This window comes from Shewanella metallivivens (assembly GCF_028750675.1).
Taxonomy (GTDB): Bacteria; Pseudomonadota; Gammaproteobacteria; order Enterobacterales; family Shewanellaceae; genus Shewanella; species Shewanella metallivivens.
In genome coordinates, this window is the sequence record NZ_JAQQPZ010000006.1 from 179,106 (window position 1) to 205,652 (window position 26,547).

At 42.6% G+C, this 26,547-nt stretch carries 24 protein-coding genes; 14 read left to right on the forward strand and 10 right to left on the reverse strand.

Features of this window, described 5'->3' with window-relative positions:
• Positions 1-27: 27 nt before the first annotated feature.
• From PQR79_RS10200 to PQR79_RS10210, 3 genes are all read left to right on the forward strand, one after another.
• On the forward strand, positions 28-1,143 hold the full coding sequence (locus tag PQR79_RS10200) for an anhydro-N-acetylmuramic acid kinase (protein ID WP_238102594.1): 1,116 nt from the start codon (positions 28-30) through the stop codon (positions 1,141-1,143).
• Positions 1,144-1,235: 92 nt separating this feature from the next.
• A complete protein-coding gene (locus tag PQR79_RS10205; protein ID WP_238102593.1) occupies positions 1,236-1,622 on the forward strand; it encodes a DUF2750 domain-containing protein in 387 nt (128 codons plus the stop codon).
• A 24-nt stretch (positions 1,623-1,646) separates the two neighbouring features.
• The gene (locus tag PQR79_RS10210; protein WP_238102592.1) at positions 1,647-2,108 is read left to right on the forward strand and encodes a hypothetical protein; all 462 of its coding nucleotides are present in this window, start codon (positions 1,647-1,649) and stop codon (positions 2,106-2,108) included.
• Positions 2,109-2,183: 75 nt separating this feature from the next.
• Here the strand turns inward: PQR79_RS10210 and erpA are convergent, their stop codons facing one another.
• Complete coding sequence (gene erpA / locus PQR79_RS10215) at positions 2,184-2,534, reverse strand: iron-sulfur cluster insertion protein ErpA (RefSeq protein ID WP_055024237.1); 351 nt, start codon at positions 2,532-2,534, stop codon at positions 2,184-2,186.
• A 21-nt stretch (positions 2,535-2,555) separates the two neighbouring features.
• Positions 2,556-3,329: a DUF6776 family protein gene (locus PQR79_RS10220; protein ID WP_238102591.1), complete on the reverse strand. Its 774-nt coding sequence runs from the start codon at positions 3,327-3,329 to the stop codon at positions 2,556-2,558.
• Between the two features lie 51 nt (positions 3,330-3,380).
• Here PQR79_RS10220 and PQR79_RS10225 point away from each other — a divergent pair, with 51 nt between their 5' ends.
• The 4 genes from PQR79_RS10225 to nhaD all read left to right on the forward strand — a co-directional run bounded on the left by PQR79_RS10225 (position 3,381) and on the right by nhaD (position 9,469).
• Positions 3,381-5,120, forward strand: a complete 1,740-nt coding sequence (locus PQR79_RS10225) for a chloride channel protein (RefSeq protein ID WP_238102590.1) — start codon at positions 3,381-3,383, stop codon at positions 5,118-5,120.
• Between the two features lie 239 nt (positions 5,121-5,359).
• On the forward strand, positions 5,360-6,379 hold the full coding sequence (locus tag PQR79_RS10230) for an aspartate carbamoyltransferase (protein ID WP_238102589.1): 1,020 nt from the start codon (positions 5,360-5,362) through the stop codon (positions 6,377-6,379).
• 26 nt (positions 6,380-6,405) lie between these two features.
• Positions 6,406-7,692, forward strand: a complete 1,287-nt coding sequence (gene hemL, locus PQR79_RS10235) for a glutamate-1-semialdehyde 2,1-aminomutase (protein ID WP_238102588.1) — start codon at positions 6,406-6,408, stop codon at positions 7,690-7,692.
• Positions 7,693-8,221: 529 nt separating this feature from the next.
• Positions 8,222-9,469 (forward strand): sodium:proton antiporter NhaD, encoded by a 1,248-nt coding sequence (gene nhaD, locus PQR79_RS10240; protein WP_238102587.1) that lies wholly within the window; start codon positions 8,222-8,224, stop codon positions 9,467-9,469.
• Positions 9,470-9,624: 155 nt separating this feature from the next.
• Here the strand turns inward: nhaD and PQR79_RS10245 are convergent, their stop codons facing one another.
• Positions 9,625-10,668 (reverse strand): general secretion pathway protein GspB, encoded by a 1,044-nt coding sequence (locus PQR79_RS10245; protein WP_238102586.1) that lies wholly within the window; start codon positions 10,666-10,668, stop codon positions 9,625-9,627.
• Positions 10,668-12,317 (reverse strand): ExeA family protein, encoded by a 1,650-nt coding sequence (locus PQR79_RS10250; protein ID WP_238102585.1) that lies wholly within the window; start codon positions 12,315-12,317, stop codon positions 10,668-10,670. Before PQR79_RS10250 ends, PQR79_RS10245 begins: the two co-directional genes overlap by 1 nt.
• 130 nt (positions 12,318-12,447) lie before the next feature.
• Here PQR79_RS10250 and PQR79_RS10255 point away from each other — a divergent pair, with 130 nt between their 5' ends.
• Positions 12,448-13,680, forward strand: coding sequence for a multifunctional CCA addition/repair protein (locus PQR79_RS10255; protein WP_238102584.1), 1,233 nt, complete (start codon positions 12,448-12,450; stop codon positions 13,678-13,680).
• A gap of 279 nt (positions 13,681-13,959) precedes the next feature.
• Positions 13,960-14,226 (forward strand): Lpp/OprI family alanine-zipper lipoprotein, encoded by a 267-nt coding sequence (locus tag PQR79_RS10260; protein ID WP_124017059.1) that lies wholly within the window; start codon positions 13,960-13,962, stop codon positions 14,224-14,226.
• A 245-nt stretch (positions 14,227-14,471) separates the two neighbouring features.
• Here PQR79_RS10260 and PQR79_RS10265 read toward each other — a convergent pair whose 3' ends face one another.
• From PQR79_RS10265 to folB, 4 genes are all read right to left on the reverse strand, one after another.
• Positions 14,472-15,305, reverse strand: coding sequence for a putative RNA methyltransferase (locus PQR79_RS10265; protein WP_238102583.1), 834 nt, complete (start codon positions 15,303-15,305; stop codon positions 14,472-14,474).
• A gap of 99 nt (positions 15,306-15,404) precedes the next feature.
• Positions 15,405-16,202: an undecaprenyl-diphosphate phosphatase gene (locus PQR79_RS10270; protein ID WP_238102582.1), complete on the reverse strand. Its 798-nt coding sequence runs from the start codon at positions 16,200-16,202 to the stop codon at positions 15,405-15,407.
• Positions 16,203-16,227: 25 nt separating this feature from the next.
• Positions 16,228-16,752, reverse strand: coding sequence for a 2-amino-4-hydroxy-6-hydroxymethyldihydropteridine diphosphokinase (gene folK, locus PQR79_RS10275; protein WP_238102581.1), 525 nt, complete (start codon positions 16,750-16,752; stop codon positions 16,228-16,230).
• A 40-nt stretch (positions 16,753-16,792) separates the two neighbouring features.
• The gene (gene folB / locus PQR79_RS10280) at positions 16,793-17,146 is read right to left on the reverse strand and encodes a dihydroneopterin aldolase (RefSeq protein WP_238102580.1); all 354 of its coding nucleotides are present in this window, start codon (positions 17,144-17,146) and stop codon (positions 16,793-16,795) included.
• Positions 17,147-17,388: 242 nt separating this feature from the next.
• Between folB and plsY the strand changes: the two genes are divergently transcribed.
• Entirely contained in the window at positions 17,389-18,015 is a 627-nt protein-coding gene (plsY, locus tag PQR79_RS10285) for a glycerol-3-phosphate 1-O-acyltransferase PlsY (protein ID WP_238102579.1), read from the forward strand.
• A gap of 24 nt (positions 18,016-18,039) precedes the next feature.
• Here plsY and tsaD read toward each other — a convergent pair whose 3' ends face one another.
• On the reverse strand, positions 18,040-19,056 hold the full coding sequence (gene tsaD, locus PQR79_RS10290; protein ID WP_238102578.1) for a tRNA (adenosine(37)-N6)-threonylcarbamoyltransferase complex transferase subunit TsaD: 1,017 nt from the start codon (positions 19,054-19,056) through the stop codon (positions 18,040-18,042).
• 302 nt (positions 19,057-19,358) lie between these two features.
• On the opposite strand from tsaD, the gene rpsU reads away from it, so the two are divergent.
• From rpsU to rpoD, 4 genes are all read left to right on the forward strand, one after another.
• On the forward strand, positions 19,359-19,574 hold the full coding sequence (rpsU, locus tag PQR79_RS10295) for a 30S ribosomal protein S21 (RefSeq protein WP_006080725.1): 216 nt from the start codon (positions 19,359-19,361) through the stop codon (positions 19,572-19,574).
• 7 nt (positions 19,575-19,581) lie between these two features.
• On the forward strand, positions 19,582-20,025 hold the full coding sequence (locus PQR79_RS10300) for a GatB/YqeY domain-containing protein (protein WP_238102577.1): 444 nt from the start codon (positions 19,582-19,584) through the stop codon (positions 20,023-20,025).
• Positions 20,026-20,114: 89 nt separating this feature from the next.
• On the forward strand, positions 20,115-21,842 hold the full coding sequence (gene dnaG, locus PQR79_RS10305; protein ID WP_238102576.1) for a DNA primase: 1,728 nt from the start codon (positions 20,115-20,117) through the stop codon (positions 21,840-21,842).
• A 151-nt stretch (positions 21,843-21,993) separates the two neighbouring features.
• Positions 21,994-23,841 (forward strand): RNA polymerase sigma factor RpoD, encoded by a 1,848-nt coding sequence (gene rpoD, locus PQR79_RS10310; protein WP_238102575.1) that lies wholly within the window; start codon positions 21,994-21,996, stop codon positions 23,839-23,841.
• A 121-nt stretch (positions 23,842-23,962) separates the two neighbouring features.
• Here the strand turns inward: rpoD and PQR79_RS10315 are convergent, their stop codons facing one another.
• Positions 23,963-26,539, reverse strand: coding sequence for an FAD-binding and (Fe-S)-binding domain-containing protein (locus PQR79_RS10315; protein ID WP_274408475.1), 2,577 nt, complete (start codon positions 26,537-26,539; stop codon positions 23,963-23,965).
• Positions 26,540-26,547 lie beyond the last annotated feature (8 nt).

The window sequence follows — 26,547 nt, forward strand, 5'->3', positions numbered from 1 at the left end:
TTCGCAACATCAAACAGAGAGCATTTCATGTCTAAGCCAGAATATTTTATCGGCCTGATGTCGGGCACCAGTATGGACGGTGTCGATGCCGTATTGGTTGATTTTGAAACTGAGCAGCCCAAATTAATTGCAAGCCATACCGAAGCGATCCCTAGCCATTTATTGAAAGGCTTACAGCGCTTATGCCAAGCAGCAACCGATGATGAAATAAACCGATTAGGTCGCCTTGACCGCAGTGTCGGAAAATTATTTGCTAAAGCCGTAAATAACTTACTCGCAAAAACCGATATCACACCAGAACAAATCATCGCGATTGGTTCACATGGACAAACTGTGCGCCACATGCCTAACTTAGAAATGGGATTTACCTTGCAAATTGGTGACCCGAATACCATCGCAGTTGAAACCAATATCGATGTCATTGCCGACTTTCGCCGCAAAGACGTTGCCCTTGGAGGGCAAGGTGCGCCATTAGTACCGGCGTTTCATCAGCAAGTATTTGCCAAACGGGGACACACCCGAGTCATTTTAAACATTGGCGGTATCGCTAACATTACCTATTTACCCGGTAACAGCGATGATGTGCTTGGCTTTGATACCGGCCCAGGCAATACCTTAATTGATTATTTTGTTAATCAAAGTCTCGGGCAACCATTTGATGAAAACGGCGCATGGGCGGCATCAGGAAAAACCCATCCTGCGTTTCTTGAACAGCTATTATCCCATTCTTATTTTGCGCTTGCAGCCCCTAAAAGTACTGGCAGAGAACTGTTTAACCAAGCATGGCTTGAACAACAACTTGCCGACTATAGTCACTTAGATCAGGAAGACATTCAATCCACGTTACTCGACCTTACTTGCCACAGCATTGCCAACGACATTAATAAATTATCGGCCACTGGCGAGTTGTTTATTTGTGGTGGTGGTGCACTAAATAGCGAATTAGTTCGCCGTTTGACACCCTTAGTTGCAGGTTACAAGGTCGATACCACTGGACGTTTAGGTGTTGATGCTAAATGGGTAGAAGGCATCGCCTTCGCTTGGCTGGCAATGCGTCATCATTATGACTTGCCAGCTAACTTACCCGCGGTTACCGGCGCGTCACGCCAAGCCGTGTTAGGTGGACGCTTTAAAGCAAGATAACTTTTGCAATGCGAGCCTCAATGTTATGATGACCGCAAATTTGCCAAACTGATAGGGGTTGGCAAAGCCTTTACTAAATAATGAGAGTCAATATGAGCAACAAAGCCAAAAGTGTATCAGAACTAATGAATCTAACCCCAGAAGGTCGTTACGATTACATGGTTGAGCAAGTTAAAGTCGAAAAAACCATTTGGACCCTGCAAGATCAAGATGGCTGCGTGATGTTGACCACTGAAGATGAAGATTGTATTCCAATGTGGCCGTCAGAAGAAACCGCTGCACTTTGGGCTGTTGATGAATGGAAAGATTGTGAGCCATTGGCTATCCCGTTATCTGAATTCCAAGAGCGTTGGGTTAGCGGTATGGAAGATGACGACCTGTTTATTGCGGTTTTCCCTGTGCAAGAAGATTTAGGTGTCGTAGTGCCGCCTTACGAAGTAAATGAGCGCTTAACGCCAAAGTCACAAGCTAAACATTAATCTGTACTTAATGAGTACAACAAAATGACACAAGAAACACCTCAACCAGACAATGCACCAGATGCAGTAAAACCTCATCTGCCTAAACGATTAATCGCGTTAATGCTGGTGTATGTCATTGGCTCTGTGACAGGCTTAATGTTAGTTCAATCGATGTCTGAACTCAGTGCAATGCTATGCATATTAACGTTGATGTTAGTGCTGGGCATTATGGGTAGACAAAAAGCGGCGCTTTATTTATTACGAACTTATAGCCTGCTGCAATTGGTGCTATACAGCATGATACCAATCATTATGTATGACCCAGAAAACCTAGATGCGGGACCAACCACCATGGACTTTGGTTTATTTCAAAGCGTGGTTCCCGAGTGGCTTATTTATAGTGTTTTTATCGCGTTAGCTATGTTGCAAGTGTGGATAAGTTTTAATAGCAAGGTAAAAGCGTGGTTTAAGCCGCGTGTTAACTTCAACATTATTGCAAGTTAACATGCAAATACGCACAAAAAAGCCGTCAACAAGACGGCTTTTTTATTGGCCTGTTATAATAAATATTAAAAACTATTACACCGAGAAACTTGCTCCACAACCACAGGTTGTTGTTGCATTAGGGTTTTTCACAAAAAATCGAGAGCCTTCAAGGCCCGAAGTATAATCTACTTCTCCACCCACTAGATATTGAAGACTCATAGGATCAACGACAAGCTGTACACCTTGTTTTTCAATAGTGAAGTCACCTTCGTTGACTTTTTCATCGAACGTAAAACCATACTGAAACCCAGAGCAACCACCGCCGGTAACATATACTCGCAGTTTTAATTCAGGATTCTGCTCTTCTTCTAACAGCCCTTTTACCTTAGTCGCTGCAGCATCGGTAAATTGGATCGGCATTGCTGCATCAGTTTGTTCAGTCATTACTACCTCTTACTTCGGTTTCTACTGAGAATTATCCTTTACCTGACTATTTTGTTCAAGTATTACCCGCAGTTCTTTTTCACCCATCAATAGCTCAGGTACATTATACACTTGCTCAATCTCACCACCCTTAACGCCACGACTCGCTTTCACCTTCACTTTCACGGCGATTCGTTGCAAGTTAAAGCCGTCAGGCAGAGCAAAATCACTGTCCATGATTTGAAAATAATTAAATTCAAAGTCTAACTTTTTATTAAGTAATTTATCTAAGGACAACTCTTTAGTTTGATCATTTTCTATCCCAATTAACATTACTTCAGCTTGCGCTTTTACTTTTGCTTTGCGTTTTTGTAACTGGGTTAACACTATTCGCAATGTAAACTGCTCAGCGGTAATGCCTTGTGATAATTCAACAGCATTAATCGCCACTCCTTCAACGTCGGCATCGGTCACCATAACACTGCGATAAAATGCCAACTCTTTTTCCAATGCTTTTTGGTCTGTAAGTTGGCGGCTAAACATGTCTTGCATTTCTTTATTGGCATTTTCAGCGATACTTAATGCCAAATTACGGCTGGCCAACACCTGCGCTTGCTCATCCAGTTGTTGCAATAATTTTCGTTTACCACTGGCACTATTTGAAGTGGTTTCTGGCGCAAATGATAACCATAAATTATAACTTAACGCACCTAATAAAAAAGACGCTAACATTAAGCTAATTAAGTATTTGCTCGACGTCCGGTTTTTATGCTGTAACACTTGCAGTCTGTCTAACCAACGGTGATAATTTAACATTAGGTAACAACCCTTTAAAAATACAAATGCCAATGAGCCTAGAGCCAAACAGTGCAATTTAAGATAAATAAAGTCGCTATTATTCACGCCAAAAGAGCTGCGCGCAAATATCTGCATAACGAATTTAGAGATAAGTTATCTCAAGCCAAAATTAGTGTGCAACTTTGTGCGCTAGCGCTGCTGTTTGCAATTATTGCCTCATTGGTGATTATTTTATTTCGACTGATTTTATTATGGGCCGAACAATATCTGCTTTCTGACACGAATACCATTAGTTCTACATTGTCAGACTGGCGAAGTTATCTGCCTTTAATAGGTGCGGCACTGATTTGGCTATTATCGTTAATCGGTTCGAAACGCTATCGCCGTATGGGTATCGCCTACGTGCTACACCGATTTAAACTCCATTACGGTAAAGTGCCTCTGCAGTCGGCTCCGGGGCAATTCTCACAAGCATTAATCGCCTTAATGACGAACTTTTCAGTCGGAAAAGAAGGCCCGGCGATTCATCTAGGGGCCGTTAGCGCCAGCGTGATGGCTGAAAAATTCAGCCTACCAGATAACAGCGTGCGTATTATGTGTGCCAGCGGAATTGCCGCAGGAATTGCCGCCATCTTTAATGCACCACTGGCAGCGGTGCTCTTCGTGTTTGAAGTGATAGTGCGCGAATATAAAATCCATTATTTCTTCCCCATTATGTTGTCGGCCATTTGTGGCGCTGTGTCGAGCCAGTTGGCGTTTGGTAACATTCACGAATATGAACTGATTAATGTGATCCGTATTCCACTCGACCATTACCCCATTTTACTTATCGGCGGCGTGGTATTGGGTTGTGTGGCCGCATTGTTTAATTTTTCTCTGTTAAATGTCACCGCTAAAGGACAAAATTGGCCGTTAATTTACCGCTTATTGATTGCCGCAGTGGTTACCACCTCGATTGGCCTAGTGATGCCGCAAGCTTTAGGTTCAGGTGACTTTGCGATTCACGAAGCCATTAGCGACCACCCAAGCTTGCTGTTTTTAATCGGTCTGTTACTCGCAAAAATGGTGGCGACAGTTGCCGCCATTGGGTTTGGTATACCGGGTGGGATCATTGGCCCTCTATACGGAATTGGAGCCCTAGTAGGCGCTATTTTAGCCATCATCAGCAGTTTACTGTTTCCCTCTATTGCCCCGTATGTAGGCTTGTATACCGTTATCGGCATGACAGCCATGATGGGAGTTTGTTTGAGTGCACCGCTAGCTGCATTGGTTGCACTGCTGGAGTTAACCAATGATGCATCGATTATTTTACCGGCGATGTTTGTGACCATTCCGGCCTATCTGATTGCATACCAGGGCTTTAACACCAACTCTATCTTCTTAAAACAATTAGATATTATGGGATTAGGCTATAAAGTTGCCCCATTAAACCAAGGCTTACAAAATAAAGGCGTTAGAGTGTTAATGGACCGACGTTTTGTGATTGTTAACGATGACGATGAACTGCTGCTTGAAGTATTAAAACGCGCCGAGGGACGACCCGTTTTGGTACGAAATAGCGAAGGTCAAATAGAAATGTTACGCCTCGAGATGCAATCGTTTGAAGACTCGACCACCTTGTCGCGCCACCCAATGCCAGGGTTGCCTGACAGCGCTACGCTCAATGAAGCCTATGAAGCGCTAGCCGCTAAGCGTTCAGGTGAGGTATATATTTATCGCTTCAGCCCTAATAATCCTAACAACCAAAAAGTGGTTGGGGTCATCAGTTGGTCAAACTTGTTGCAAGAGATCCGTTCTGGACAAATTTAATCGTTAGTGGCTAAAAGCTGTGCTCATTTTCAGCGAGATATTCTACACCTCAATCTCGCTAGGTTGTTCTATTTCAAAGCAAGTGAATCTTGTAGGACATATTTATCTGCTGTTTATTTTCTGCTACAATTTTGCCTCAGCCATATCGTAAAAAAACCACAAAATACCCTATAAAAATATCGGTGAAATAGCATGCTGTTCTGGTGAATATTTTACCCTACACTTTGGAAATTAGGCTGATGATGCAGTTCGAAGGTTCACATATCCTTTCCGTAAACCAGTTAGATCTGGATTCAATTAACACTATTTTTAATGTTGCCAACAAAATGACGCCCTATGCATTGCGTGAAAAACGCACCAATGTGTTAGATGGCGCGATTTTAGGCAATCTGTTTTTTGAACCCAGTACCCGTACTCGCGTCAGCTTTGGCTGTGCTTTTAACTTGCTTGGTGGTCATGTACGAGAGACAACAGGAATGGCTTCGTCGTCATTATCCAAAGGTGAATCTTTATACGACACTGCACGAGTGCTATCAACCTATTCAGACGTTATCGCCATGCGTCACCCAGATGCTTACTCAGTCAAAGAGTTTTCAGAAGGAAGCCGTGTACCTGTGATTAATGGTGGCGACGGCCCAAATGAACACCCTACTCAAGCATTACTTGATTTATTTACCATCAAGAAAGAACTCAGCCACGCAGGTATGGGCATCGATGGTATGCACATCGCGATGGTAGGTGATTTAAAATATGGCCGCACAGTGCATTCTTTATCGCGCTTACTTTGCATGCATAAAGACATTAAGTTCACATTGATTTCACCCAGTGAACTAGCAATGCCTGACTATGTGATCGCCGACATTGAAAATGCTGGGCATAAGATCACAATAACCGAACAACTTGAAGGTAATTTGCATCAAGCAGATATATTGTACCTAACCCGCATTCAAGAAGAGCGTTTTCCGTCACAAGAAGAAGCCAACAAGTATCGCGGCAAGTTTCGCTTAAATCACAATATTTATACGCAACATTGCAAATCAAATACCGTGATCATGCACCCGTTACCACGAGACTCGCGCGCCCAAGCAAACGAGCTCGACAATGATTTAAACAGCCATCCAAGTTTGGCTATTTTTAGACAAGCCGATAACGGCTTACTTATCCGTATGGCACTTTTTGCATTAACACTTGGGGTTGAAAATCAACTCGAAAAGTATGAGTGCCCAGTAAACTGGTATTCACGTAAAGCCGATAGATAATTGGCATACAAAATTAAGGATTAGACATGACCCGCTCCGAAGTCTTATTTGAACAGGCTAAACAAACCATTCCTGGTGGCGTAAACTCACCTGTTCGTGCCTTTAATGGTGTTGGTGGTTCACCGTTATTTATCGAAAAAGCCGATGGCGCCTATATTTTCGATGCAGACGGTAAAAAATATATCGACTATGTTGGTTCATGGGGACCGATGATTTTAGGCCATAACCACCCTAAAATTCGTCAAGCCGTGTTAGCAGCCGTTGAAAATGGGTTGTCTTTTGGTGCACCGACAGAACTTGAAGTCAAAATGGCTGAAAAAGTGATTTCAATGGTGCCGTCAATGGAACAGGTTCGTATGGTGAGTTCAGGTACTGAAGCCACCATGAGTGCCATCCGTTTAGCACGTGGCTTCACTAACCGCGACAACATTTTAAAGTTTGAAGGCTGCTACCACGGCCATGCAGACTGCTTATTAGTCAAAGCAGGTTCTGGTGCATTAACCCTTGGTCAGCCAAGCTCACCGGGGATTCCAGAAGATTTCGCAAAACACACTCTAACGGCAACCTACAATGATCTTGATTCTGTGCGTGCCATTTTTGAACAGCACCCAGACGATATTGCTTGTATCATCCTTGAACCTGTTGCGGGTAACATGAACTGTATTCCTCCAGTAGAAGGTTTTTTACAAGGATTACGTGCTATTTGTGATGAATTCGGTGCGTTATTGATTATCGATGAAGTCATGACCGGTTTCCGCGTATCAATGAGCGGTGCACAAGGTCACTATGGCGTAACACCTGACTTAACCACTTTAGGTAAAGTGATTGGTGGCGGTATGCCAGTGGGTGCATTTGGTGGCCGTAAAGAAGTGATGCAATTTATTGCGCCAACAGGCCCCGTTTATCAAGCAGGCACATTGTCGGGTAACCCAATTGCAATGACCGCAGGTTTAGCGCAAATGGATGCGTTATGTGAGCCTGGCTTATACGAAGCGCTTGCAGCCAAAACCAAGCGTGTAGCAGAAGGATTTAAAGCCGCGGCAGACAAGCACGGCATTCCATTAAGCATCACTTGTGTGGGCGGTATGTTTGGTTTCTTCTTTACTGAAGACACAGCGCCAATGACTTCATTTGCTCAAGTGACCAAGTGCAACATGGAACATTTCCGTCATTTCTACCATGCAATGTTAGATGAAGGTGTGTATTTAGCACCAAGTGCATATGAAGCCGGATTTTTATCAATGGCTCATGGCGACGAAGAAATTGACTACACCTTAGCCGCTGTTGACCGTGTTTTTGCTGCAATGAAGTAAGTACACCGAATTAACAAGAAAAGGATAATCAACTTAGTGGTTATCCTTTTTTATTTGTCCCCCAACTTCTCCTCTGCTTATACCATTTCGATTAATTATGTGATCAATCAGAGTCGCTCAGGCGGTTTTCAGTGCCTCCTATGCTGCTTAATAGCATTTGGGAGTACGACTGCATGGATGCAGGAGCTAGAGCAACGCAGGAGCAGTTGCCGAGAGCAACTATGCCTGCAATCCAATAACTTGCCTATAAGGCACAGAATTCCCGCTGAATGACCAGATAGTGAGTGGAATTGGTATTAATCTTCTCTGATCGACTTTGGTCTATTTTTGCTTAAATAAGTGTGATCTCTGTTGCGAAATATCCATTAGTGTGATGTGATCGCGGCGCAAAATAAAAAGCTTAATTTAACCTTAAAATGAGGTTGGGTTAAGTGAGCAAAAATTCTCGGTAATGATGTTAGGGCTTTGAACCAAGCTTGAACGCTCAATAGCACCTAATTACCTACAACACAAAGTTGGAATTGCAGTCATGCTACATACCTTTCTTATCTCTCTCGCGGTGCTCGCACTGCTCAGTATCGTGCTCGAAGAAGTTACTCATATAAACAAAGCAAAAACCACTTTATTCCTTGGCTGTATCGCCTGGATTACCTTGTTTATTGCCTCTGGTAGTCCAGAAAAAAGCAAACTGGTTGGTGAAGAATTGAATGAAAACTTGTTAGAAATTGCCACATTATGGTTATTTTTAATGTCAACCATGACCTTTGTTGCTTATTTAAACGCTAAAGGAATGATCCAGGTTTTAGTGCAAAAAATCTTTCCACAACAAGTCTCCGTGCGTATGTTGATGCTGCAAGTGGGCATGTTCGCATTAGTGTTATCAACATTTTGTGACAACGTCACCGCAACCTTAGTATCTTTAGGCCTGTTAACGACCTTTAATCTAGACAATCAAATGCGTCGCCGTATGGCGGTATTGATTATTTTTGCGGTTAACTCGGGTGGTGTTGCGCTTATTACCGGCGATGTCACCACATTAATGATTTTCTTAGCCGGTAAAGTGCATATTTCAGAGTTACTGGTATTGTTTATTCCTGCTGGGATCAGTGTTGGTTTGTTAGCGGTACTCTTTTCACTAAAAGCAGAAGGCCACGTCAGCACAACTCCAATTGCGCAAAGCTATAACACAGTTGATATCGTAATTGGAGTCATCTTTTTTGCGACTATTATTTTAACCATGGTTCTAAACGTACTGTTTGGCATACCGCCAGTGCTGACGTTCCTATTTGGTTTGTCGGTCATGTTCTTGGTTGGCCGCACCAGTAAGAGTAAAACAGAAGAGTTGCAAGTATTAGAGTATATTCGCCAAGTTGAGTTCGACACTTTATTATTCTTCTTAGGCATTTTATTACTCGTAGGTATGCTTAAAGAAATTGGTACGCTTAACTTATTGACCGACGTGTACGGCATGTACAACCCAAGTATTTCCAACTTCTTCACTGGTGTTGGCTCTGCATTGTTAGATAACGTACCGCTCACTGCTGCGCTATTAAAAGCAGACCCAGTGTTAACCACAGTGCAATGGTTAGGCTTAACTTACGCTGTAGGTGTGGGTGGCTCATTATTAATTATCGGTTCAGCGTCAGGCATTATTGCCATGAGCAAAGTAGAAGAGCTGACCTTTGTGAGTTATTTAAAATATGTACCTGCGTTGTTGTTATGCTACAGCCTAGGTTATGTATTAACGCTATTTTTAGCCAACCATATCCACGGTTAGAGCGACGTGAGTCATACTTAACAAACAACAAAGGCGCATTACGCGCCTTTGTTGTTTCTAGTCTATTGTAAGTCGATTCAACGCAGTTAGCAGAGCAAAGCACTGTTTGAAAGGCGTTTATTATCCCGAGTTGAGGTTAACTAGTAATCATAAAACTAGATGGCGGGCACCCTAAATTGCTCGCCATTAATATCCAATATAATATCCCTTGGTCGGATCTCAATGATCGTCAGTTTATTCTTAATCATGTCACCTTGCTGAAGCTCTGCACCATCTACATTTAACCACCGATTCTTTGGATCTGTGGAGTAAACATGTGCGTTAACATTAAACTCTGGCACCTGTAATTGCACACTTGCAGGTAAATCGCCATATCTAGGAATTTGGCGGTTACTCGGTGTCGGAATAGGGTCAAGCTTAGCCTCTGTCATCCGTTGATTAACTGATTCCTCAAACTCGACGTCTTTAAGTGCTGTTTCAAATGCGGCCAATAAATTATTTCGCTCTTCAACTGACGGTGCTTTCACTGACGCAAAATCAACTTCTTGAGCCGCTGCGTTCACTTGCATACGCAACGCTTCAAGCTCAGCAAGTCCACGACGGTTCGCATTAGCCCCTAATACTATCGGTTCTTGTTGCGATAATTCTGTATAAGTTTGCGTTTGCTGGCTGGGATTATTTTGTACAGGCGTTAATTGCTGCTGCGAATATTGCTGCGAGTTAACAGAAGCGATATTGGTCTGCGCAAACTCAGCAGAGCCTGTATCAAGGTTATTGCTTGCAGTTGCAAACATCGCCGTTTGATTAAACGGCTTGGCTATCGGTAGCGCAACTTTACCCGCTAAGCGAACATCATTGGTGACTGGGGCAAACGTGTCAGGAATATTATTAGCAACCACGACAACGGAAGTCACTGGATTTTCAGCCACAGATACTGACGGATTAACCGTTGCAGGTTTAGGTAAGTTTTTAACTGAACTTAATGGCGCAGCTAACTGCGTTGCAGAAGGTACAAGTAATAAACTCATTCCCCAGGCTGCACCAATACCAACAAGCACAGCAGTTGCCAGTAAACTGTACTTTTTCACCATTCCAGATTTTTTGGGTGGCGATGAATATTGTGGGGGTGTCGACAGTAAGTCGGCCACATTGCCTTGCTGTTGTTTATTACGATTAACGGCATCCAATAAAATCGACATTAACGACGTTCCTCAGAAGCGCTTAACCTAGGGCCTTGTTGGCTCAAATATAAATTAAGTTGTATTAGGGTTTGATTACCGGCAATGCCATCTGGTTTTAAACCATGTTGACGCTGAAACTGCATAAGTTGTTGTTCTAATTCTTTGTCAAATTGAGTTAATAAACGTGCACGTCGCTGGCTTACAATGGCTAAACTATTTTCTAACCACTGCACCTCGGACAAACTGGATGCTTGGCCAATTTCACGAGGTAAAATGCTGTCAGGTTGCCATAAAATTTCAAACGTGCCGCTAAAGTGACGATCAAACCAATCTTTATTCACCCAAAATTGTTGTTCACCTAACTGCAATAATATTTGATCAACTTGACGCTCAACAATTACACCGTAAAACACATTAGCTTGTGTATCCTGCAAATACACAACAGCAGGATAATTGAGGCGCATAATACTGTACCAATTACCTTGTTGTTGGTAACACGCTAGGTTTTGTTGTTGTGCAGCCTGGCATGCAGACAAGCCTATAATGGGTTGCTTACCCCATAAACCAAACAGCCCAGCAAAAGCATTATCGATACTGCTACTTTGTAGCATTGCCTGACGTAAAATTTGTTGCTCTGCATTAGTCGCAGGCGTTGGCTGCACTTGGCTAAGCGGTTGCTCTACAGTAGAGGTTGCCATGGGCTCATCTACGGGTTGCTGTGCTTGAGCCTGGGGTAATGCAGTTGCGGCACTGAGATTTTCGTCAATCGCTGTTCGATTAAACAAATAAAATGATAAGCCAAAAGCCAGTACCAGTGCAGCCGCGGCCACAAACGGCCAACGCTTTTCATTCGATTCGTCAATGTCACCCAATACTTCAATCGCCGCTTGATTAACCATTTTATGATCGATCGGTACTTTGCCCTGGCCATAACCGGCCATTAATGCACGCTCACATAATAAGTTAGTTAACCGAGGAATACCGCCAGAATGCTTATGCAGTGCCGCTATCGCTTTACGAGTAAACAAAGGTTCATGACGGCCCGCGACTTGCAAACGATGTAATACGTACAGTGCAATTTCTTCTTTATTTAACGGTAACAAATGATATCGAGCCGTGATCCGCTGAGCTAGCTGACGTAAGTCTTGGCGTTTCAATAATTGCTGTAATTCAGGCTGACCAATTAAAATAACCTGTAATAGCTTTTTAGTGTTGGTTTCTAAGTTCGTTAATAGGCGCAGCTGTTCTAACACTTCTGAACGCAAATGCTGTGCTTCATCAATAATCAAAACCGTATTGCGGCCATTTTTATGATTATTGAGTAAATACATGCTAATGAGATCTGTAAGCTGTTTTAGGGTTGGATTTTCACCATAACTGATTTCTAGCTCATCACACAATGTGGCTAACAACTCGAGTTCGGTTAAAGAGGGATTAAGAATAAAAGCGGTATCAGTATTCTCAGGGATTTGCTGCAATAAACAGCGTGAAACAGTGGTTTTACCCGTTCCAACTTCTCCCGTCAATAACACAAAACCACCGGTTTCACCCAAACCATAAGTTAAATGGGCTAGCGCCTCACGATGACGGTCACTTAAGAACATATAATGAGGGTTAGGCGCAATTGAAAACGGATTATCATTTAATCCATAGAAGGCTTTATACATTCGACCAAAAATCCTTATTTGAAACTGACGGCTCACGTTAATGCTTGTATCACAGCTTGTCAAAAGTTAGCCGTAAAAATCTAACTCTGGTAATATTTATCACACTTATTATTACACGTTGTGGTACGCCATGAAGATTTATTTAGTAGGCGGGGCCGTGCGCGATTCCCTTCTTAATCAACCTGTGGTCGACAAAGATTACGTCGTTGTGGGCAGCAATGTTGAACAAATGCTAGCACTTGGTTATCAGCAAGTAGGCAAAGACTTCCCCGTTTTCTTACATCCCAAAACACAACAAGAATATGCCCTGGCCAGAACCGAACGAAAAACCGGTAATGGTTACCAGGGATTTAGTTGTGACGCTAACCAACAAGTCACTCTTGAAGAAGACTTATTACGCCGCGATTTAACCATTAATGCCATAGCCCAAGATGAACAAGGTAAGTTGCACGACCCTTATCATGGCGTTAACGATATTAACGCTAAAGTACTGCGTCATGTTTCTGATGCGTTTATTGAAGATCCTTTACGCGTATTACGCGTTGCACGCTTTGCCGCTCGTTTTCATCATTTAGGCTTTAGTATCGCAGCAGAAACATTACAGTTGATGAGCGATATTGGCAATAGTGGAGAACTTGACCACCTCACCCCAGAGCGCGTATGGCAAGAATGCGATAAAGCATTAGGTAGCCAAAGCCCGCAAGTGTTTTTTGAAGTGTTAAGGCAGTGCCAAGCGTTAAAGGTGTTGTTTCCTGAAATCGATGCTTTATTTGGTGTACCACAGCCTGAAAAATGGCACCCAGAAATTGATAGCGGCATCCATACCTTAATGGTGTTAGAACAAACCAGTAAATTAAGTCCAAACAAAGCAGTGCGTTTTGCGGCGTTAGTCCACGACTTAGGCAAAGCATTAACCCCCAAACAAGATTGGCCAAAACATTATGGCCATGGACAAAAAGGATTAGCTGCAATTAAAAAGCTATGCCAACGAATACGAGTACCTAATGAGTACCGCGATTTAGCGTTATTAGTGAGCGATCAGCACCAAAATATTCATAATGCCTTTGAACTAACAGCAAAGACCATAATCAAACTGTTCGACAAGGCTGACTTTTGGCGAAAACCACAACGGCTAACAGACTTATTATTATGCTGCCATGGCGACATAAGAGGCCGTACTGGGTTTGAAGAAGCAGAGTATCCACAGGCTGAGTATTTACAGCATTGCTTGCAACTGGCAAACCAAGTTGATGTGCAATCGATTATTGCTGAGGGACACCAAGGCGCTGCGATAAAAAACCAATTACAGTTAAAACGCATAGCACTTGTTAATGAGTATAAATTACAATTGATTAAAAAATAACATTCACGTTACAACTATCGTTATTGCTTCGATAGTAAAAAAGCGAAAAAATGCAATTTTTAGCAGTGAATAAGCAATAAATCACTAAGATTTATACAAAATCGATAAAAAAGAGTAGTTTTAAGTCAGTAGACTTGCAATTTTCATTTATTTCGCTATTTTAGATAAATAATCTTATATTTGCCTATAGCAAATAAAAAAAACTGTGACATAATTACGCCGTTGCAAAGGCACACGCCGTTGCACTATTTAACAACCTATATATTAAGGGATTTACCCATGAACAAAAAAGTACTGATGATTGCTGGTGTTGCGATGACTGCTTTATTAGGTGGTTGTGCTAACACTACTGCTTTAGAAGAAAGCGTAGCAAACCTAGGTAACAAAGTTGATCAACTATCAGCAGAAGTTGGTTCTTTAAAGTCTGAGCAAAGCAAGCTATCTGCTGATGTTAAAGGCGCTAAAGCTGCTTCTATGGACGCACAAGCCGAAGCTAAACGTGCTAACGACCGTTTAGACAACATGGCTTCTTCTTACAAAAAGTAAGAATTGCTATTAAAAATTAGCTTATATTAATAGGTTGATTATTAGGGCTTGATTGTTGATTAACTACTTAGGTAGCCTTCAACGTCAAGCCTTAATTGTTTGTGCTTTTTAAACATTCAAACACGAACAAGCAAACACATCATCGCAGTTGCAGTTAATGACCCGGTCTTAGTCAACCGCCAACATAGCTTGGTTAACCCCAATATACACAGCATCATTCCCATCACCTGATGACGTCATTTACGTTAACGTTTTTTAACAACGATAATGTGCCAATCAAACTCCAACGCTTCAATGTTAGTCGATTTAATCTGATGCTTTAATTCATCATTGGCGCGCCAGCCAAAAACAGACATATCTAATAGCGTAAATGCTTGCTCACCACTCACCTTTTGCGTAAAGCTCACTTGCTGTTGCGCTTCAATCACCAGATCATTAGGTAAGTTTAGTTGTAGCGGCTTTTCAACAAGATCAGGATACACTTGTTGTTTAATTTGCCACAAATGACGTACGCCCGGTTGCAGTATCACAATATGGCCATCATCTTTTAACACCCTAATGCACTCCTTACCTTTTAACGGTGAGTCGAGCACAGTAATTAAATCAATAGATTGGCTCGCAAAAGGCAGCTTTTTAAGTCCGGCTAAAATCAGTTTTGCTGGGGTTTGTGCTTTCGCCGCGGCAAAAATAGCGTTTTCAGCATCGGTAATCCCCCAAAATTGGCAGTCTTGCCGTGCATTGTCTAATGTCGGCACCAATTGGCGTAAATAGTAGCCGTCTGCACATTGATAATCGAGATAGTGAAAATCCGCTTGTGACGCCACATTAACCCGTTGCAATAATAGCGTTTGCAACGTTTCAATAAGCGGAGTGAAAAGCCCTGACTCGAGTAAGAAATGGCGACCGCGCATTTGCTGGCGAGATAACACTTGTGGCTTAGTTTTACTATTGCTTAATAAAGGCCAATAACCTTGCGCATGCTTATCAAAATGGTGTTTATTGTCACAATAAAACCCTTGCGAAGCTTGGTGTTGTTTTATGGGCGTAGCACACACAGGACATAATAGCGGTAGTGTCATTGTTGACCTTTACTCGAAAATTCGATTATCTGAAATAAAAACAAAAACGGGTATTGCTACCCGTTTTATAAATCTAACAATAGCCTGAAGCTCATTACCTTAAAGGTAAAGCATCCCCAGTAATAAACCTCCTAATAGTAGGCGATAAATCACAAATGGGGTCATACCAATCTGGCTAATAAATTTTAAGAAGTAGTGAATACATAAATAAGCCGATACAAACGACACCACAACCCCTAATCCAAGTGCCTGATAATCGATTGCCGCAGGGCTTTGAACTAAATCTTTAGTCACTAATAGTGCTGCACCAAAACTCACTGGTATCGACATTAAAAATGAAAATCGTGCAGCTGCTTCACGGGTTAAACCAAGCATAAGTGCTGCGGTCATCGTAGCCCCTGAACGTGATGTACCAGGAATAAGCGCCATTGCTTGAGCGACACCTATCAACAACGCTTTTTTCCAACCCATTTGAAACTCGTTTAATTGCGCTTTTGACATCCTGTCGGCAAACCATAACAACAAACCAAACACAATGGTGGTCGTTGCTATTACAAGTGTGTTTCTAAAATGAGTTTCAATAAACTCTTTAGCCGTAAAACCGACAATCACTGCAGGAATTGTCGCTAAAATAATCCACCAAGCCAGCTTACTTCCCTCGCTGGGTTTGCCTGCAAGACTAATAAACCAAGCTTTAGCTAAGGCAACAATATCGTGGCGAAAGTAAATCACTACCGCAAATAAAGAGCCGGTATTGACCGCAACATCAAACGATAAGCCTTGATCAGACCAACCTAAAAGTTGCGACGGTAAAATTAAATGTGCCGAGCTAGAAATCGGTAAAAACTCGGTTAAACCTTGAATTAATGCCAGCAGAATAACTTGAAACGTTTCCATATTTTTCCTTGTGAAGAACCACGCTTTAAAGGGTTGATAATGTTATATTGGGTTGTAACTCAGCAGGGAACTCAAACGCTATAGGCCATAATTTTTGACGTTGTTTGTCATAAGCTTGCCACAGTGTGAGATAGCTCTTTTGCACGACTGGATGCTTCAAATTAGGGGCAACCTCAGCAAGAGGCCATAGTACAAAGGCATTAAATAAAATTTCACCACGAGGCAGCTCTACTGGCGTTTCACAGATCTTGTCATCATATAAAAGTAAATCAATATCTAGGCTACGAGGGCTGAACTTTTTTTCACCTTTAATTCGCCCATTCGCTTGTTCAATACGCTTAAACGTTGCAACAACCTCAGCAATGCTCAGTTCGGTTTCAGCCACTGCCACCATATTTAAAAAGTTGGTGCCTTTAAAACCAACAGATTCACTTTCAAATACCCGCGACAACTGCAAAGGACCAAAATATTGCTGAAGATCTAATAAGCCAGCGTTAAGGTGTTCTTCAGGCGATATGTTCGTGCCTAAACTGATGTAAATACGTGCCATTAGCTAACCTAAATTGCGAATAAAATATATAGAAACACTGTTAAATACGGCCACGTTCAATCTCAACACCCACAGATGCGGCATGTGGCACTGCACCGGGTTTCATTACGACAACTTTTACCCAAGGCACGTTAAATTCATCTTGAAGGCAGTCGGCAATCATTTCCGCAACGGTTTCAATCAATTCGATAGGTTTTTCTGTAACCAAAGCCGTTAATCGATTCGATACGGTTTCATAACACAACGCATGCTCATAATTGTCACTGGCAGCCGCTAGACGGTTGTCCCACGCCATATCTAAATCAATTAATAATGTTTGATGAAGCTTTTTTTCCCAGTCATAGATACCTATCACGGTTTCTATGGCTAACTGACGTATAAGCACCTTATCCATGTAACTACCCACCTTGAACGACTGAAAAAGACCCTAAGATCATCCTAATCAAACTTTATTACCGATTATATGCTTAATAATACACATTTAACCTTTTTCCTAATGAATTAAAGCAGTAGGATAAGCGCTATTGTGCAATTAACATCTTTTTACTGATGTGAATTTGCCCAGAGTCAGCACAGTTTATTGCAGACTTGCAAATCAATGCGCGATGATACCCTAAGAAGACTAAGGAAACCAATTTGAACACCGTTATTGTCACAATATTGATGATCATAGCCGCTTATTTAGCAGGTTCGATCTCAAGTGCCGTATTGGTTTGTAAAATAAGAGGTTTACCTGACCCAAGAACCAGTGGTTCTGGTAATCCTGGGGCGACAAATGTATTGCGCATAGGGGGCGTTAGTTCAGCAGGATTAGTGCTGTTTTTTGACATGCTAAAAGGCGCACTTCCCTCTTATCTCGGTTATAAAATGGGTTTGGATGCCGCATCGCTCGGTTTTATTGCCGTGTGCGCTTGTCTTGGACACATCTTCCCACTGTTTTTTGGTTTTAAAGGCGGCAAAGGTGTGGCGACGGCATTTGGCGCAATGGCTCCCATTGGTGGCGATTTAGCACTGTGCCTTATTTTAACCTGGGTGGTGGTTGTGTTAATCACTCGCTACTCATCTGTTGCGGCAATGGCTGCGGCAACGTTGGCACCTTTTTATACTTGGTGGCTAGATGATAGATTTATTTTACCAGTAGCGATGCTTTCAACGCTTATTTTGATCCGCCATAAAGACAATATAGGCCGTTTACGAATTGGTGAAGAAACTAAAGTTTCCCGAAAAAAATCCATAAAAAAACCTAACTCCACCAAGCGTTAGGTTTTCATATCGCCAAGCTAAAGTTTAATCAACAGCAGGCAAAGTATCTAATGGCCAGCGAGGTTGACCTTTAACGGCTAAATCTTCAACTTGCCCTGCACGTAACCTTTGTATACCCGCATAGGCAATCATGGCGCCATTATCGGTGCAAAACTCACCACGAGGGTAATACACTTTACCGCCCAAATTAGTCATCATTTTTGCTAATGATTCGCGTAAACGTGTATTTGCACTCACGCCGCCTGCAATCACTAATCGTTTGTAACCCGTTTGTTTTAAGGCTCGCTTACACTTAATGGCCAATGTATCCACCACAGCCTCTTCAAAAGCACGGGCAATATTCGCACGAGTTTGGTGATCATCTGGTTCAGCGGCAATGGTATTTGCGGTAAACGTTTTTAAACCAGAAAAACTAAAGTCTAAACCGGGTCTGTCTGTCATAGGCCGTGGAAACTTATAACCTGCTGGTAATCCTTCCTGAGCCAACTTGGCCAGGCGCGGTCCACCTGGGTAATCTAATCCCATTAATTTAGCGGTTTTATCAAATGCTTCACCGGCTGCATCATCAACCGACTCTCCTAATACCTGATAACGGCCAATGCCTTCAACTTGTACCAACATCGAATGGCCGCCAGACACTAAAAGCGCAATAAACGGAAATTCAGGAGCATCATCTTCTAACATAGGAGCTAATAAATGCCCTTCCATATGGTGGACACCCACAGCAGGCTTGTTCCAAGCATAAGCTAAAGAGCGCCCAACACAAGCGCCAACCAGCAAAGCACCAATAAGACCAGGCCCCTTGGTATAAGCAACACCGTCGATATCATCTAAGCTTGAATTAGCTTCACTTAAGGCCTGCTTGATTAATGGCACAATTTTACGAACATGATCACGAGATGCGAGCTCAGGCACCACACCGCCATAATCGGCGTGCAACTTAACTTGGCTATAGAGGACATGCGACATTAAGCCTAACTTATCGTCATACACCGCAATCCCAGTCTCATCACAAGATGTTTCTATACCTATAACCCGCATAATCTCTCGTCTTCATCAAAAATAAGGCCGCTAATTCTACCCGTGTCAGCTTAAATACTCCAACATTTCAGCATTAAAGCCGATAATTATAAAAAAATGAAAGTGTTAGGCCTTAGTCAAAGAGAAACTCAATCAGGGGTTTACAAATGGACGCTGCTCGGTGTAAAATTCCGCACCATTTTAAATAGCCTTTGGATTGAGTTGAGGTCCTGCTGTTTAATGTCTGTCATTAATTTATGCCAGCAAAATTTAAACCGTAGACTTAGCCAACCAACATAACTACACCTAAGGGGTGATGGCGTATGCCAATTATTAAAGTACGTGAAAACGAACCATTCGACGTAGCTCTTCGTCGTTTCAAGCGCTCTTGTGAAAAAGCTGGTATTTTAGCTGACGTGCGTGCTCGTGAATTCTACGAGAAGCCAACTACTGCTCGTAAGCGTGCAAAAGCTGCTGCAGTTAAGCGTTTAGCTAAAAAGCTTTCTCGCGAAAACGCACGTCGCGTACGTTTATACTAATCTCATTATGAACTTAACCGATCAGCTAAAAGACCAAATGAAAGAAGCCATGCGCGCTAAAGAAAAAGTGCGCTTGGGGACAATTCGTATGGCACTTGCCGCCATCAAACAGATTGAAGTGGATACCCGCGAATCTCTGAATGATGAACAAGCGATAGCTGTATTAACCAAAATGGTCAAACAACGTCGCGATTCGATTGCTCAGTATGAAGCAGCCGGACGTCCGGAGTTAGCCGCAGCAGAGGCAGAAGAGATTCAAGTTATTGAAGCTTTTTTACCACAACAACTAACCGAAGAAGAAGTTGCAACGATTATCGATGCCACTATTGCCGAAGTTGGTGCTGCATCCATGGCGGATATGGGTAAAGTAATGGGAGCATTAAAATCAAAAGTTCAAGGTCGTGCAGATTTAGGTGCTATTGGCGCCATGATACGTGCTAAATTGAAATAATTGCTTTTTAATGTTGAATAAGCCGTGCACTTGCACGGCTTGTTTGTTTAAATCAGTTGATAAAGTAAATTCGAGAACAATAGCAATCAATGGCGATACCTCGTGATTTTATCAATGAGCTTATAGCTCGCATTGACATTGTTGATCTAATTGATCGCAAAGTCCCTTTGAAAAAAGCCGGTAAAAACCACTCGGCTTGCTGCCCTTTTCATAGTGAAAAATCACCTTCTTTCACCGTCAGCAGAGATAAACAGTTTTACCATTGTTTTGGCTGCGGCGCCCACGGCAATGCTATTGACTTTGTCATGGAATACGATCGCCTCGAATTTGTTGATGCCATTGAAGAACTTGCAAGTCAACTCGGATTATCCGTACCAAGAGAGCAAGGTACAGGAAAAAGGCCAGACCAAGGTTTAAGCCGCGATTTATACCAATTGATGGAAGAAGCCAATATCTTCTACCAAAGCCAGTTAAGACAACACCAAGATAAACAAAAAGTAATTGATTACCTTGAGTTTAGAGGCTTATCAAACGACGTAGTTGAACAATTCGGTATTGGGTTTGCCCCCGATGGCTGGGACGGTTTACTTGGACGTTACCGCCAAAATCAAGCCGCACAAGATAAATTACTGACAGCAGGCATGCTCATTGCCAACGATAACGGCAAACGTTATGACCGTTTTCGTGACAGATTAATGTTCCCAATCCGTGATCGCAGAGGTCGCGTTGTCGGATTTGGTGGACGTGTTTTGGGTGAAGGTACCCCAAAATACTTGAATTCTCCAGAAACGCCCATATTTCATAAGGGTAATGAGCTTTATGGTTTATATGAGCTCAAGCAAAAACACCGCGATCCACAGCACGTTTTAATTGTTGAAGGCTATATGGATGTAGTCGCCCTAGCGCAATTTGGGGTAGATTATGCGGTAGCCTCACTAGGCACGGCAACCACAGCTGAACAATTTCAGCTTTTAGTGCGTAGTGCTAAACAAGTGATTTGTTGTTATGACGGCGACAGAGCCGGTCGAGAAGCAGCATGGCGAGCACTAGAAACAGCCCTGCCACTGCTCAAACCTGGCGACCAAGTAAAATTCATGTTTTTGCCTCAAGGCGAAGACCCTGACACCATGGTCAGAAAAATTGGTAAAGATGCATTTGAAACATTAATGCAGCAAGCCATGTTACTACCGGAGTTTCTTTTTGACACGTTAAGTAACAACCATGGTGCAGACAAAGGGGCATTAGCCAAGCAAGCTATTGGCCTAATTGAAAAGGTACAAGATACTGTCCTACAAAATTTGTTGCTAGAAAATTTAGCACACAAACTGGGCATGAACAGTAGCGAAGATTTAAAGAAAAAATTAGGTTTTGCGGTAAAAAAAGCACAACCACTTAATGCAAAAGGCTTACAAGGCCGTGGCACACCATTAAGGCTAGCCATTGCTCTGTTGGTTCAACACCCTCATTTAGGGTTTGGATTAAAAGAGCAAGCAGCATTAAAACGACTAAAAATGCCTGGAGTTGAATTACTCGGGCACTTGTTAGAAATAACTCGTGAACAATCGTTAAACAGCGCACAACTACTTGAACTACATAGAGAGCATGAACAAAAAAGCACTCTAATAAAGCTAGCCCAATGGGACCATCAAGTGGCGGATGAAAACGTATTGCTAGAGTTTAAACAAACCCTGATTTGGTTATACAATCAATCAATTGAACAACTTTATCAGGAACTAAGCCTTAAGCAGACTTTGACCAAAGTTGAAAAGCTTCAACTAACAAAGCTGATTTCGATAATAAAAGGCAAGGCAACATAGTACTCATTGATTGTTCAACAATCTGCGTACAAAACGCTGCCATGGACTAGCTAAGATTAGTCCACACAGTTATAATTGACGATTTGCGCGCCACTTTAGCTCGGCTAAATGGCCTATCGTTTTATCAGTTACCCAAACTTGGATGATATCTATGGATCACACTCCGCAGTCGCAACTCAAACTGTTGCTCGCTAAAGGTAAAGAGCAAGGTTACTTAACCTATGCTGAAGTGAACGACCACTTACCAGCAGACATGGTCGATTCAGATCAGATTGAAGATATTATCCAGATGATAAATGACATGGGTATCCGCGTTTTTGAAGAAGCGCCAGATGCCGATGACATGATGATGTCGGAAGACAACACAGACGAAGATGCTGCAGAAGAAGCTGCAGCAGCACTCGCAACCGTAGAAAGTGAGTTAGGCCGTACCACTGACCCTGTGCGTATGTACATGCGTGAAATGGGTACAGTTGAGCTACTTACTCGCGAAGGCGAAATTGTTATTGCTAAGCGTATTGAAGAAGGTATCAACACTGTACAGAGCTCTGTGAGTGAATACCCTCAAGCGATTGCAATGATCTTAGAGCAATTCGACCAGTATGAAGCTGACGAATTACGCTTGTCTGATATTATCTCTGGATTTATCAATCCTGACGAAGACGATGTTGCCCCAACAGCAACAAACATCGGCTCTGAACTCTCTGAAGATGATCGTGATGATGACGATGATGACGATGATGACGACGATGACGATGATTCTGACGACGAAGAAGAAGGCAACAAAGGCCCGGATCCTGAAGAAGCTAAAGAGAAGTTTACTCAATTAAGAGAAGCTTACGAAAAAAGCTTAGGCATTATTGCTGAAAAAGGCCGTGACCACCCTGAAGCCATTGGTTCTTTATTTGTTATCGGTGAGTTATTCAAAGAATTCCGCCTTGTGCCTAAACAGTTTGACCGTTTAGTAAAAAGCATGCGCAACATGATGGATCGCGTTCGTGTTCAAGAGCGTCTAGTGATCAAGCTTTGTGTTGAACAAGCTAAAATGCCGAAGAAAAACTTCATCAAAGCATTTACCGGTAATGAAACTAATCTAACTTGGTTTGAAACCGAAAAAGCCAGCAGTAAGCCTTACGCTGAAGGTCTTCGTATGATCGAAGATGACGTTGCACGTTGTGTTGGCAAGCTACTCGCGATTGAAGAAGAAACCGATTTAACCATCGCAGGTATTAAAGACATTAACCGTCGTATGTCGATTGGTGAAGCCAAAGCACGTCGTGCTAAGAAAGAAATGGTTGAAGCCAACTTACGTCTGGTTATCTCTATTGCGAAAAAGTACACCAACCGTGGTTTACAGTTCTTGGACTTAATCCAGGAAGGTAACATCGGCTTAATGAAAGCGGTTGATAAGTTTGAATACCGTCGTGGTTATAAGTTCTCAACTTATGCAACCTGGTGGATCCGTCAGGCGATTACTCGCTCGATTGCAGACCAAGCACGTACGATCCGTATTCCGGTACACATGATCGAAACCATCAACAAGCTGAACCGTATTTCACGTCAAATGCTTCAAGAAATGGGCCGCGAGCCGTCTCCTGAAGAATTGGCAGAACGTATGATGATGCCTGAAGATAAGATCCGTAAGGTACTTAAAATCGCTAAAGAGCCAATCTCAATGGAAACCCCAATCGGTGACGATGAAGATTCGCATTTAGGTGATTTTATCGAGGACACGACCCTCGAGCTACCATTAGACTCAGCCACAAGCGAAAGTCTAAAGAACGCCACTCACGAAGTGCTAGCCGGCTTAACAGCCCGTGAAGCAAAAGTACTGCGTATGCGTTTCGGTATCGACATGAACACCGACCACACATTAGAAGAAGTGGGCAAACAGTTTGACGTAACACGTGAACGTATTCGTCAGATTGAAGCTAAAGCGTTACGTAAGTTACGTCACCCTTCTCGCTCAGAGATTTTGAAGTCTTTCCTAGACGAATAAATAATCGTCATAGTCTGCAAAGGCAACATCAAAAAACCCAGCTAAATTGCTGGGTTTTTTATTGCGTGCAAGCCCAAAAAAAGCCCACGCAATTGCGTGAGCTGTAATTGAAATCAACCTGTTACAGTTGCTTTCTGCTCGATGCCTTATCGAGTAACGTTAAGATATTTTTATACGGGATACCGGAGTGGGTGGTTAAACCAACATCACAAGTCGCTGAAACAGAATAACCATGGGTACAACCCTTATCCTTTGTTTCCTCTTTTAAGTGGCGTAAACCATGCTCATTGAGCTCAGGGTAATTCATACCACGGTTACCCGCCATACCACAGCAGCCCACTTTTTCGGGAACCACAACATCTGTAGCGCACAGACGGGCTAAATCTGCGAGTTTCTCAGCCATGCCTAACTTACGAGTTGTACATGTTGGATGCACTGCAATTTTATCGACAATTTTATTGATTGAAAGGCGATCAACCAAAAACTCAAAGGCAAACTCTTCAGGACCGTACATTTTCAAACGGCTATCACAAGCACGGCGCATTCTTTCAAGGCAAGCGGTTGTTGCCACCAAGATAGGATATTCGCCATTGTTTGACGCCTGTAATAACCACTTTGAAAGCTCATCAGATTTACGATCAGCCGCTTCATCATGACCATAAGACTCCCAAGGTTGACCACAACACAAGCCCTTAGGCTTCTCACCAGACACCATTTCGATGTTGGCCTTTTCGAATAGACTCACAATCGTTTCAGGCAGTGAGCGTTGGTCGTCATGCTTAGCACTGGTGCCCATCATACGGTTCAAACACGCAGGGAAATATACTGCTTTTATGTCTCCCTGAGTCTTAGTTTTTGGCAATGCTTTACCACGCGTAGGCATACCTTCTGTCCATAATGGCACAGGCATACCCGGTGCAATACTGCGAACAATCTTAGTGATTGCCCCCATACCAGATTCACCGATAATTTTACGAGAAATGTCTGTTGCACCTAAAGCAAATCGAGCGACAGACTCCATTGTGCCAAAACGATCAGCGGTAAAGTCTGAGATTTTCTTATCCATACTGCTTGCGCCTTCAGCGCGCAGCACTTTGACATATTTACCGGTATCAATGCCCATTGGGCAACCCAATTTACATAAACCATCAGCCGCACAGGTATCAATTGCGTAGTAAGGATAATTCTTTTTCAACTCGGCCAATACTTCAGGCTCTTTGCCTGTTGTCTCTAGGGTTTTCATCACCCTTGAAACAGCAGTACGTTGACGAGGAGACAGGGTCAAACCATGGGCGACACAGTGCGGTTCGCAGAAGCCACATTCAATGCATTTATCAACAATGTCGTGTATGGCCGGCATAGGTTTAAAGCCTTTGGCATGACAAAATGGATCATCATTAATAATCACGCCTGGATTTAAAATACCGCTTGGGTCGAGGGTGTTTTTCACTCGTTTCATTAAGTCGTAGACTTCGGTGCCCCATTCTTTTTCAACAAATGCAGCCATACCAAATCCAGTACCGTGTTCAGCTTTAAGCGAACCGTCATACCCTACGACAAGGTCAACAACCGCTTGCATAAAGCCATCAAAACGGTCGACTTCAGCTTGAGTCGAAAAGTCTTGAGCAAAAATAACATGATAGTTACCCTCTAGCGCATGACCATAAATTACCGCATCGTCATAACCATGTTTAAATGACAAGTTTTGTAAGTCGATTGTCGCTTGAGGTAACACTTCAATTGGAAACGCAATATCTTCAATAATACAAGATGTTCCAACAGGTCTCATTGAACCCGCTAATGGGAAAATCGCTTTACGAATAGCCCACATATTAGTGATTTCAGCGGCATCTTGAGTAAACTCAACATCACGATATAAGCCGTGCTTTTTCATAATGGCAGACATTTTGGCAACGTTAGCATCAATCTGCTCTTGGTTATCACCAAAGGTTTCAAACAATACTGCCGTGACATCTTTATGCACATCATTTAAAAAATCTGGCGTGTCATATTTAGACTCAGCAACCGCTTTAAGCGCAAAATTGTCTAATAGCTCTGCAGCGTTGGTCTCGTTAAATGCTTCTCTGCGTAGCTCAACAATCGACTCACAAGCGCCACGCAATGAATCAAAGTAAACCATTGCAGAAGCCGAATGGCTTTTTTTCTCTACACTGTTCAACGTGATTTCAGAAAGGAAACCAAGCGCACCTTCTGAGCCCACCATAAGATGCAAAATAATGTCGATAGGGTCATGGTGTTCAACAAAAGAGTTCATACCAAAACCGGTCACATTCTTAATTGAATACTTACGCTTAATACGCTGCACTAAGGCATCGTTAGACATAATGTCATCGCGAATAGATTCAATACCTTGTACCATCTCTGGGTGTTCTTTTTTAAACGCCTCACGGCTTTGCTCACTTGCCGTATCTAAAATTGAACCATCAGCAAAAACGATTCTGGCCGAATCAATTAACTTATATGAATTATGATGAGTACCACAGTTCATGCCAGAAGCATTGTTAGAGACAATCCCACCAGCCATTGCAGAGGCAATCGTGGCTGGGTCAGGGCCAAACTTCCATCCTAATGGCGCTAATGCGGCATTAATTTTAGCGCCGATAACCCCAGGTTGCATTTGTACTTTTTTCCCGCCGTCCAACACCTTGAATTTATTCCAATGCAGGCCCGCAACCATTAACACCG

What these genes read in the sequence shown, in the direction of transcription:
- PQR79_RS10200 (WP_238102594.1), top strand. Translation starts at nt 28, where the DNA reads ATGTCTAAGCCAGAATATTTTATCGGCCTGATGTCGGGCACCAGTATG.
- PQR79_RS10205 (WP_238102593.1), top strand. Translation starts at nt 1,236, where the DNA reads ATGAGCAACAAAGCCAAAAGTGTATCAGAACTAATGAATCTAACCCCA.
- PQR79_RS10210 (WP_238102592.1), top strand. Translation starts at nt 1,647, where the DNA reads ATGACACAAGAAACACCTCAACCAGACAATGCACCAGATGCAGTAAAA.
- erpA (WP_055024237.1), bottom strand. Translation starts at nt 2,534, where the DNA reads ATGACTGAACAAACTGATGCAGCAATGCCGATCCAATTTACCGATGCT.
- PQR79_RS10220 (WP_238102591.1), bottom strand. Translation starts at nt 3,329, where the DNA reads ATGTTAAATTATCACCGTTGGTTAGACAGACTGCAAGTGTTACAGCAT.
- PQR79_RS10230 (WP_238102589.1), top strand. Translation starts at nt 5,360, where the DNA reads ATGATGCAGTTCGAAGGTTCACATATCCTTTCCGTAAACCAGTTAGAT.
- hemL (WP_238102588.1), top strand. Translation starts at nt 6,406, where the DNA reads ATGACCCGCTCCGAAGTCTTATTTGAACAGGCTAAACAAACCATTCCT.
- nhaD (WP_238102587.1), top strand. Translation starts at nt 8,222, where the DNA reads ATGCTACATACCTTTCTTATCTCTCTCGCGGTGCTCGCACTGCTCAGT.
- PQR79_RS10245 (WP_238102586.1), bottom strand. Translation starts at nt 10,668, where the DNA reads ATGTCGATTTTATTGGATGCCGTTAATCGTAATAAACAACAGCAAGGC.
- PQR79_RS10250 (WP_238102585.1), bottom strand. Translation starts at nt 12,317, where the DNA reads ATGTATAAAGCCTTCTATGGATTAAATGATAATCCGTTTTCAATTGCG.
- PQR79_RS10255 (WP_238102584.1), top strand. Translation starts at nt 12,448, where the DNA reads ATGAAGATTTATTTAGTAGGCGGGGCCGTGCGCGATTCCCTTCTTAAT.
- PQR79_RS10260 (WP_124017059.1), top strand. Translation starts at nt 13,960, where the DNA reads ATGAACAAAAAAGTACTGATGATTGCTGGTGTTGCGATGACTGCTTTA.
- PQR79_RS10265 (WP_238102583.1), bottom strand. Translation starts at nt 15,305, where the DNA reads ATGACACTACCGCTATTATGTCCTGTGTGTGCTACGCCCATAAAACAA.
- PQR79_RS10270 (WP_238102582.1), bottom strand. Translation starts at nt 16,202, where the DNA reads ATGGAAACGTTTCAAGTTATTCTGCTGGCATTAATTCAAGGTTTAACC.
- folK (WP_238102581.1), bottom strand. Translation starts at nt 16,752, where the DNA reads ATGGCACGTATTTACATCAGTTTAGGCACGAACATATCGCCTGAAGAA.
- folB (WP_238102580.1), bottom strand. Translation starts at nt 17,146, where the DNA reads ATGGATAAGGTGCTTATACGTCAGTTAGCCATAGAAACCGTGATAGGT.
- tsaD (WP_238102578.1), bottom strand. Translation starts at nt 19,056, where the DNA reads ATGCGGGTTATAGGTATAGAAACATCTTGTGATGAGACTGGGATTGCG.
- rpsU (WP_006080725.1), top strand. Translation starts at nt 19,359, where the DNA reads ATGCCAATTATTAAAGTACGTGAAAACGAACCATTCGACGTAGCTCTT.
- PQR79_RS10300 (WP_238102577.1), top strand. Translation starts at nt 19,582, where the DNA reads ATGAACTTAACCGATCAGCTAAAAGACCAAATGAAAGAAGCCATGCGC.
- dnaG (WP_238102576.1), top strand. Translation starts at nt 20,115, where the DNA reads ATGGCGATACCTCGTGATTTTATCAATGAGCTTATAGCTCGCATTGAC.
- rpoD (WP_238102575.1), top strand. Translation starts at nt 21,994, where the DNA reads ATGGATCACACTCCGCAGTCGCAACTCAAACTGTTGCTCGCTAAAGGT.
- PQR79_RS10315 (WP_274408475.1), bottom strand. Translation starts at nt 26,539, where the DNA reads ATGGTTGCGGGCCTGCATTGGAATAAATTCAAGGTGTTGGACGGCGGG.